This is a genomic window from Roseobacter sp. (assembly GCF_039970775.1).
Classification (GTDB): Bacteria; Pseudomonadota; Alphaproteobacteria; order Rhodobacterales; family Rhodobacteraceae; genus Roseobacter.
In genome coordinates this window covers 111,106-118,745 of record NZ_JBDVLG010000046.1, presented here as the reverse complement: position 1 = coordinate 118,745, position 7,640 = coordinate 111,106, and the positions used below count along the sequence as shown (strand labels likewise).

The 7,640-nt window shown below is 58.8% G+C and carries 7 protein-coding genes; 4 read left to right on the top strand and 3 right to left on the bottom strand.

Annotated features, from left to right (window positions below):
- The 3 genes from ABJH13_RS11505 to ABJH13_RS11495 all read right to left on the bottom strand — a co-directional run.
- The coding region (locus ABJH13_RS11505; RefSeq protein WP_348406354.1) for a TRAP transporter large permease subunit at positions 1-678 on the bottom strand (678 nt) is incomplete at its 3' end.
- Positions 679-707: 29 nt separating this feature from the next.
- Positions 708-1,289: a TRAP transporter small permease subunit gene (locus ABJH13_RS11500; RefSeq protein WP_348406353.1), complete on the bottom strand. Its 582-nt coding sequence runs from the start codon at positions 1,287-1,289 to the stop codon at positions 708-710.
- A 109-nt stretch (positions 1,290-1,398) separates the two neighbouring features.
- Positions 1,399-2,493, bottom strand: a complete 1,095-nt coding sequence (locus tag ABJH13_RS11495; protein WP_348406352.1) for a TRAP transporter substrate-binding protein — start codon at positions 2,491-2,493, stop codon at positions 1,399-1,401.
- A gap of 654 nt (positions 2,494-3,147) precedes the next feature.
- On the opposite strand from ABJH13_RS11495, the gene ABJH13_RS11490 reads away from it, so the two are divergent.
- The 4 genes from ABJH13_RS11490 (at position 3,148) to ABJH13_RS11475 (ending at position 7,591) form a co-directional block, all read left to right on the top strand.
- The gene (locus ABJH13_RS11490) at positions 3,148-4,665 is read left to right on the top strand and encodes a serine/threonine-protein kinase (RefSeq protein ID WP_348406351.1); all 1,518 of its coding nucleotides are present in this window, start codon (positions 3,148-3,150) and stop codon (positions 4,663-4,665) included.
- A 77-nt stretch (positions 4,666-4,742) separates the two neighbouring features.
- The gene (locus ABJH13_RS11485; protein WP_348406350.1) at positions 4,743-5,672 is read left to right on the top strand and encodes an FHA domain-containing protein; all 930 of its coding nucleotides are present in this window, start codon (positions 4,743-4,745) and stop codon (positions 5,670-5,672) included.
- Positions 5,656-6,501, top strand: a complete 846-nt coding sequence (locus tag ABJH13_RS11480) for a protein phosphatase 2C domain-containing protein (RefSeq protein ID WP_348406349.1) — start codon at positions 5,656-5,658, stop codon at positions 6,499-6,501. Before ABJH13_RS11485 ends, ABJH13_RS11480 begins: the two co-directional genes overlap by 17 nt.
- Complete coding sequence (locus ABJH13_RS11475; RefSeq protein ID WP_348406348.1) at positions 6,491-7,591, top strand: hypothetical protein; 1,101 nt, start codon at positions 6,491-6,493, stop codon at positions 7,589-7,591. Before ABJH13_RS11480 ends, ABJH13_RS11475 begins: the two co-directional genes overlap by 11 nt.
- Positions 7,592-7,640: the final 49 nt, after the last annotated feature.

Here is a 7,640-nt window from a genome sequence, read left to right as displayed (position 1 = left end):
GATGTCATCCATGTTGGGTTTGGGGGCCAGCGCGGGGTTAAACCAGACCCGCACAATGACATACACGATATACAGCCCCGCCAGCAGCAACCCCGGAAACACCGCCGCCGCATAAAGTCGTAGCGGCGACAGATCGGCGATTGCAGAATAGACGATCAACATGATCGACGGCGGGATCAAGATACCCAGCGTCCCGCCCGCACAGATCACACCCGAGGCAAAGCTCTTGTTGTAGTTGGCATTGGCCATCGCCGGGAACGCCAGCAGCCCCATCAACGTCACCACCGCACCCACAATGCCCGAGGCGGTGGAAAACACCGCACAGGTCAGCAGCGCCGCAATGGCCAGTGACCCTGGCAGATTGCGCGCCGCCTGATAGAGCGAGAAAAACAGCTTGTCGACGATATTGGCGCGTTCGACCACATACCCCATGAACAAAAACAGCGGGATCGCCACCAACGTGGGGTTTTCCATCACCGAATAGGTGTTTTGGTTCAGCAGGTAAAAGATGTTGTTGTTGAATATATCGGCGAAACTGTCGATGGATCCGCCCTGATGGTAGGCGTAATAGCCAAAGGCCACCCCCATTGCGAGCAGCGTAAAGGCGATAGGAAAGCCCAGCAAAACCAGTATGATAAACAGGCCAAGCATCAACAGGGCGACTTCGGGGTTTGTCATGTCTTTGTCTTTCTTCCTGCGGGGCTGGGTTAGGTTTGGGGGGGGCGCATGTCGGCAAGATCGGCGACCGAGAGCAGGTCTTCTGTCTCTTTCACATCCGCCAGCCGTTCGGGCCATTCACCCGTGCGCATCGCCATCACACAGCGCACCAATTCCGCGAACCCTTGGATCATCAGCAACGCACCTGACACCGGGATCAGGGATTTAAAGAAATAGATCTGAATGCTGGCCGGGCTGTTAAAGCTGACCTCTTTCCAGCGCCAGCTGTCGGATGCGATTTCGTAACCATACCAGACCAGTGCCGCAATTCCGGGGAAGAAAAACAAGAAATACAGCACGAAATCCAACCCCGCCTGCACCTTGACCGGGAACAACCGGTACACGACATCGGCGCGCACATGGGTGTCTTGCGCCAAGGCGTAGGCCCCGCACATCAAAAACAATGCGCCATACATCTGGATCATCATGTCAAACGCCCAAACGGTGGGCGCGTTGAGCACGTAGCGCACAAAGACCTCGTAGGACACAGAAAGGGTCAGGATCAGAATGCACCACCCAAAGGCGCGCCCGACCCACAGGCTTAGTCCTTCGATGGCGTGAACGAATTTCATGGTTTTGAATTCCCTGTCGCGGCGGGGCCTGTGTGTGGCACGCAGACCCCATCAAAAAAGGCCGGGCACCGCCATTGGGCGCCCGGGCTTGTGTCGCGTTGGTGTCAGATCACCCGAAGTAGTGGTTATAAGCCAGTTTGTAGTCGGGTTGGTTCAGGTTGAGATAGTTCATCACATCCTTGGCGTAGGCCTTTTGCGAATCCATCACCTTGGCGAAAAACGGATCATCCTCGGCAATCCGCGCGGTGACCTTGTCCCATGCTTCCAGCTGGGCGGCCATCACGCTGTCGGGCGTGCGGTATACATTCACGCCATCCTGTTCCTGCAGCTTGAGCAGGTCATCGGAATACCGTTTGGTGTTGCCCCAATAGAACCCGGAGTTTTCCGCCATAGAGGCGTTTTTGATGATCGCTTTATGGTCGTCGGCCAGCGCGTTGAACTTGTCTTTGTTGATCGTGACCTCAAAGAACTCTTGGCTTTGGTGATACGAGGCCAGATGGTAGTGTTTGGACACATCCTGCATGCCAAAATCACGGTCAGACGTCGGGTTGTTGAATTCGGCCGCATCAATCAGGCCCGATTTCATCGCTGGTTGGATTTCCCCACCCGGCAGTTGCACCACCGACATGCCCATTTCCAACAACACATCTGCGGCAAGACCCACAGTACGGTATTTCAGGCCGCTCATCTGGCTGGCATCGGTGATCTGCTCCTGAAACCACCCCATCGGTTGCGCTGGCATGGGCGAATTGAAAAACGAGACCACATTCAGGCGCAGATCGTCCATCAGTTCGTCGAACAGTTCTTGCCCGCCGCCCGCATGCACCCACCCCAGTACCTCTTGGCTGGACCAGCCAAAGCACGGGCCCGTGCCAAACAACGAGGCCGCCTTGGATTTGCCGTACCAATAGGCGGGCACGTAATGGGCCGCGTCCAGCACCCCGCGATGCACCGCGTCTTGCATCTGGCTGGTTTTGACAACCGCATCAACAGACAAGACCTCGATGGTCAGCGACCCGCCCGACATTTCATTGACGCGCGCGGCAAAAGATTGCGCGTTTTCAAGAAAAATACCGCCGCCCCAGGCCGCTTGCATTTTCAACGTGACACCGTGGCCATCGGCCAATGCTGGTGCGGCAAGGGTTGCGGCCCCAGCCACGGCTGAGCCGCGCAAGAATTTTCTGCGATTCAAGTTTTCAGTCATAGTTCCTCCCATGGGTCGGGCACGTTGGCCCGCATCAGAAATGAGCGTTTCGCTCTGTCTTGATGTAAAGCGTTGAAAATGCTGGCCCGATGGTCACTAGCCGATAGCGCCGCTGCCTCCTCCGCAGCACCGCTATTTGGTCCTCCCCCCGATTTACCTGTTAAACACTAACGCCTTGAACGCATGTGGCAAGACATTCCGCCTCAAAAACAAACACAAGTCGCAACCTGTGCATGAAATTTGCGGGTTTCGTGTTGTTATTGCTTGACTTAGTGATATCGCACCAGACGGACACAGCTGCGTGCGCAGACGATGAATACGTATATTTCTCGCGGCTGAGTGCCGATGTCAGGCCCGCGCAATGCGTCACTGGGTGCGACGCCTGATATCTTGAACCGGGCAGGTGCAGGGCCGTCTGATTGGGTGACGGGCCATCCTACGCCAAGCCGTGCTCTGTGCCCATTTTTACGGTTTTGCGCGCGCGGCCCTTGGGCGGGGGTATTCTGATGCATTCGTCTAAAATTGTCATGGCTCGGCACGGGCCTTCCCCGGCATGGCCTTGTTTTGGTCACAGCACTTCGGCCTTTTGCAGGTGTAGAAACAGCAGCGTTGCATCGTGGTGATGGCGTGGGGCACAGGGCAATTGGCACACAGATGAGCATAGAAACCCCGACCTTTGACCTCGCCGTCAACAGCCAAGCCCTAGAGCCCGGCTGCCAATTGTTGAGCGGCCAATACGAGATCATCCGGTACCTCAGCAGCGGCGGTTTCGCGATCACCTATCTGGCGCGCGACAGCCTGAACCGCACGGTTGTGATCAAAGAATGTTTCCCGGAGGCGTTTTGCCACCGCATCCATCAAACGGTGCGGGCGCGTGCCGAAACCTACGCGGCTGATTTCCGGTCTGTGGTGCGGTCGTTCATCCGCGAGGCCCACGCCCTGTCGCAGTTAGATCACCCCGGCGTTGTTGGTGTGCATCAGGTGTTTGAAGACAATGAAACCGCCTATATGGCGTTGGATCTGGTGGATGGCAAAGACCTGCTCGATATGATCGAAACGGGGGATCCCGCGTTAACACCTGCGCAGGTGCGCGGGCTTGCGTTGGCGCTTTTGGATGCAATCGGGCATGTCCACAGTCAAGACCTTCTGCACCGCGATATTTCACCTGACAATATCTTGGTCGATCGCGAAGGGCGCCCTGTCCTGATCGATTTTGGTGCGGCCCGCCAAGAGGCCAGCCGCAAGTCGCGCGTGCTGACCACGGTGTTGGTTGTCAAAGACGGGTATTCCCCGCAGGAATTTTATGTTGCGGGCAGCCAACAATACCCCAGCAGCGATCTTTATGCCTTGGCGGCGTCGTTGACGCATTTGATTTGCGGAGAGGCGCCACCGGATGCCCAGACCCGTCTGGCGGCGCTTGCGCAAAACCAACCGGACGTGTTGCAACCGCTCAAGGGGCGCTTTCCAGCCTATGATGACGCCTTTCTAACGGCCATAGATCAGGCGATGCATATCGTTCCGGCAGAACGGATCCAGTCGGCTGCAGAATGGGCCGCGATGATAGATGGCACCCGACAAGACGCACAGACCCGCGCGCAGTTGCACGAGGATGAGGCGCTTGAGCGGACGGTCAGTGACCTTGTGCAGGCGCAGATTGATGCGCCCAACCCATCCGGTCCGACACGCGCCGCCAAACGCAATACCCCAGAGGTGACGGCGCCCAAGTTGCCGGACCCCAAATACGACGCTGCATTTTTACGCGACCTTTATCCTGATGGTATCGAAGGTGATGGCGCGCTGACCAAAGATCAGCTGTCGGACGACATGCGTGAGATGTTGGACGGAGCGCGCCCATCGCAGGCCCCCCAGACGGGCACTGACGGGCCACAGGTGCCCGAGGCGGTACCGGGCCAACGTGGCCGCGCACATGCGGCATTGCCCACGGTGATTTCGCAAAAAGAGTATGACGCTGCGGCCAAGGTGAAACGGGCGACCTCACGCGCGGCCAAGCTGCGGCGGCTGGCGCTGATCCCGGCGGTTTTAGTGGTGTATGCTGCATTGGGCCATACGGTGTTGGGCTTTGATGATCTGCACCGCGCAACGGTAGGCCAGATTATCGCGCTGGGACAAAGCTATGGGTATTGGGGCGCGGGCGTCGCGGCGGGCGGATAGACCCGTTGCGGGGTATTCAAAACGGGTCAGGGATGGCCGACAAGCAAAGACAAGGTAAGGCATAGGAAAGGGACTATATGACACTCTTCCGCAAGGTTTTTCACAGTGATGCAACCCCGGCTGTTGCAGACGAAAGCACCCCAGACGCCGCGACGCGTATCGTGGCCTCAGACCCCGCGCATGCAGATGTGCCGTCCGGCTCCGTTGGACCAACGGCACCGACGCCCGAACCAGATGCAACTGGTGCAAACATCACGGCGGCCCAACCGTCCGCGCAACTGCTTGCAATGCAGTGTTCACCTGACATCGCCCCGCAGCCTGACCAGACATCGCAAGAGGACACTGCACAAACCCCCTTTGCCGATGAACCCGCGCAACCGATGATCGGCGGCCCGCAGCCCGCCCAACCCCCACAGGCTGCAACGGATATCGCGGCCTTTGCCCAACACCAACTGGCGCTCTCAGGCCACGCTCCCGAACCGGGTGGGCAGGGCGCAGTGCCCGCCCCGCTGGTCGGGCGCGCAGGGCGGGGGGCCGGCCGCGTACGCACCCGGCTTTTGGGGTTCAACCGGCCCGATGACACCCCCCTTGACCCAATCACCGCGGCACATGCGGCCCCCAAAGATCAGCCGGACGATATGTTTCCGGTTGGGTGGTTGGCCATTGTGGCGGGGCCGGGGACGGGCCATGCGTTTGGCATATCTACGGGGGTGTCCGTTATTGGGCGCGGCGAAGACCAATGTGTTCGGTTGGACTTTGGCGATACGAGCATTTCGCGCGATACCCATGCGTCGGTCGCCTATGACCACGAAGACCAACGGTTTTATATCGGGCACGGGGGCAAATCCAACATCATCCGCCGCAATGGCCGCCCCGTGCTCAGCACCGAAGAACTGACCCACGGGGATGTCATTCGCATCGGCGAAACGACCTTGCGATTTGTGGCGTTATGTGGCGCCGATTTTCAGTGGGACATGTCAGGGGGCAGTGATGGCGGCACCCTTTGATTTCGACGCGGCCTCGGCGCTTACTCAGGGGCGGCGGTGCACCCAAGAGGACGCGGTGATCGCGGATTATGCGCGCGGCTCAGAGGTCGGGCTGGCGGTGCTTGCTGACGGTATGGGGGGGCATGCGGCGGGGGATGTGGCCAGCAAGATCGTGGTCACCGAAGTGTTCAGCGAACTGATGTTTCAGCGCGGAGATGTTGCCGCGTTTGAAAGGTCGGTCACGCAAAATCTGCAGGATGCGGCATTGGCGGCCAACGCCTGTCTGAACCAACACATCACCGTCTATCCCGAAACGCGGGGAATGGGCGCGACGTTGGTGGCGACGGTGATTATCAACCGCAACTTGTACTGGATCTCTATCGGGGATTCGCCGTTGTTTTTGTTTCGCGATGGGGTGTTGTCGCAGTTGAACGAAGACCATTCCATGGCTCCGCAGATCGAATATATGGTTCGGTCCGGCGTGTTGAGCCGCGAAGATGCCCGGCGCCACCCCGAACGCAACAGCCTGACATCTGCGTTGTCGGGCACCGATGTGGCGCGGATTGATTGCCCGACCGACCCGTTTGCCCTGTGGCCGGATGATGTGTTGATCGTGGCCAGCGACGGGTTGCAGTTTCTCAGCAACGCGCAGATCGCAGATGTGATGCGTGCGCACCCCAACGCCACCAGCGCCGAACTCACCGACCGATTTTTGCAACGGATCGATGTTTTGCAAGACCCGGACCAAGACAATGTGTCTTTTTCGGTGGTGCGTCTGAAAGCCCCGCAAACGCATAGACTGGCGGCTGTGGCTACCGGAGCAAAACAAGGGATCCGCTGTGTTGGATAACCCGTCCATGGGGCAGGTGGTCGCCGCGTTAGAGCACGGGCTGGCCCTGGGGCATTGGCCGCAGGCGGTGCGGTCTCAGGCCGAAGGGTTGCGGGATCGTTTGCGCCGCAGGGTCCGTATTGTGGTTTTGGGGCCTCAGGGGGTTGGAAAGTCGCACCTGTGTCATTTGATGGTCGGGCGTGCGCCCGTTGATGGGGCGGGCGAGATGTCAGTGTGTTATGCGGATCCTGCCTATGATCCTACGTTGGACGTAGCGGCACACATGCAGGTTGTGCCAGTTCTGGCAGGGTTGTTAACATCTGCCACATTGACCGACAGCCACCTGCCTGCGGATGCCCTCAGTGCCCAGCCCGACGTGCACACCGCGATAGAACACGCCGATATTGTCCTATGGTGCACCCATGATTTCGGCCCCGTCGAGGCCGCCCTATGGGCGCGTACCCCCGAATACATCAAGGACCATAGCGTGTTGGTTGTGACCAAGGTAGACCGTTGGATGACAGGTGGGCAGCTGCACCAAAAGCTCGCCGCCTTGCAAGATGTCGCGGCGCAAGAATTCCACAGTGTTTTCCCGGTGTCGATGTGTCATGCGCATAAATCATTGTGTGAACACCATGCGGTGGAGGACGAAGACCTCGCCATCAGCGGTGTCAAGGCGCTGCGTCTGACGGTGTCCCATTTGGTGGCATCGGGCCAGCAGGCCGACAAAGACAGCGCCGTCGCATTGCTGCAACGCTATGGGGCCGAACGCCCTGCGCCCGTTGATGCGCCCGCACCACATGCACAGACCTACCGCGAAGCGTTGTCGTTGGTGCAGGCCCGCACGCCTGATTTTGCCACATTAATGGAAGGCCCGGAATTACCAGCGCAGGTTTTGTCGGTGTGCGGCGCAATTGCCGAGGACCTCGCCGAGCTTGCAGCCGCACATGCGGACGGTGACGCAGACTTCGATATCTGGCGCAATGATCTTTATGAGGCCAGTGACAAGGTCATATTAATGGGCCTGGAAAACGACCCGCGGTCGGCGGCGGATGGGGTGGCGGTTATACTGCAACTTCGACAGGATCTTGAGCGCCGCGTTGCCCGGTAAAATTCGAGCTATTTTTGATTTGTATGCCGATGCTTTGACACATTTGATA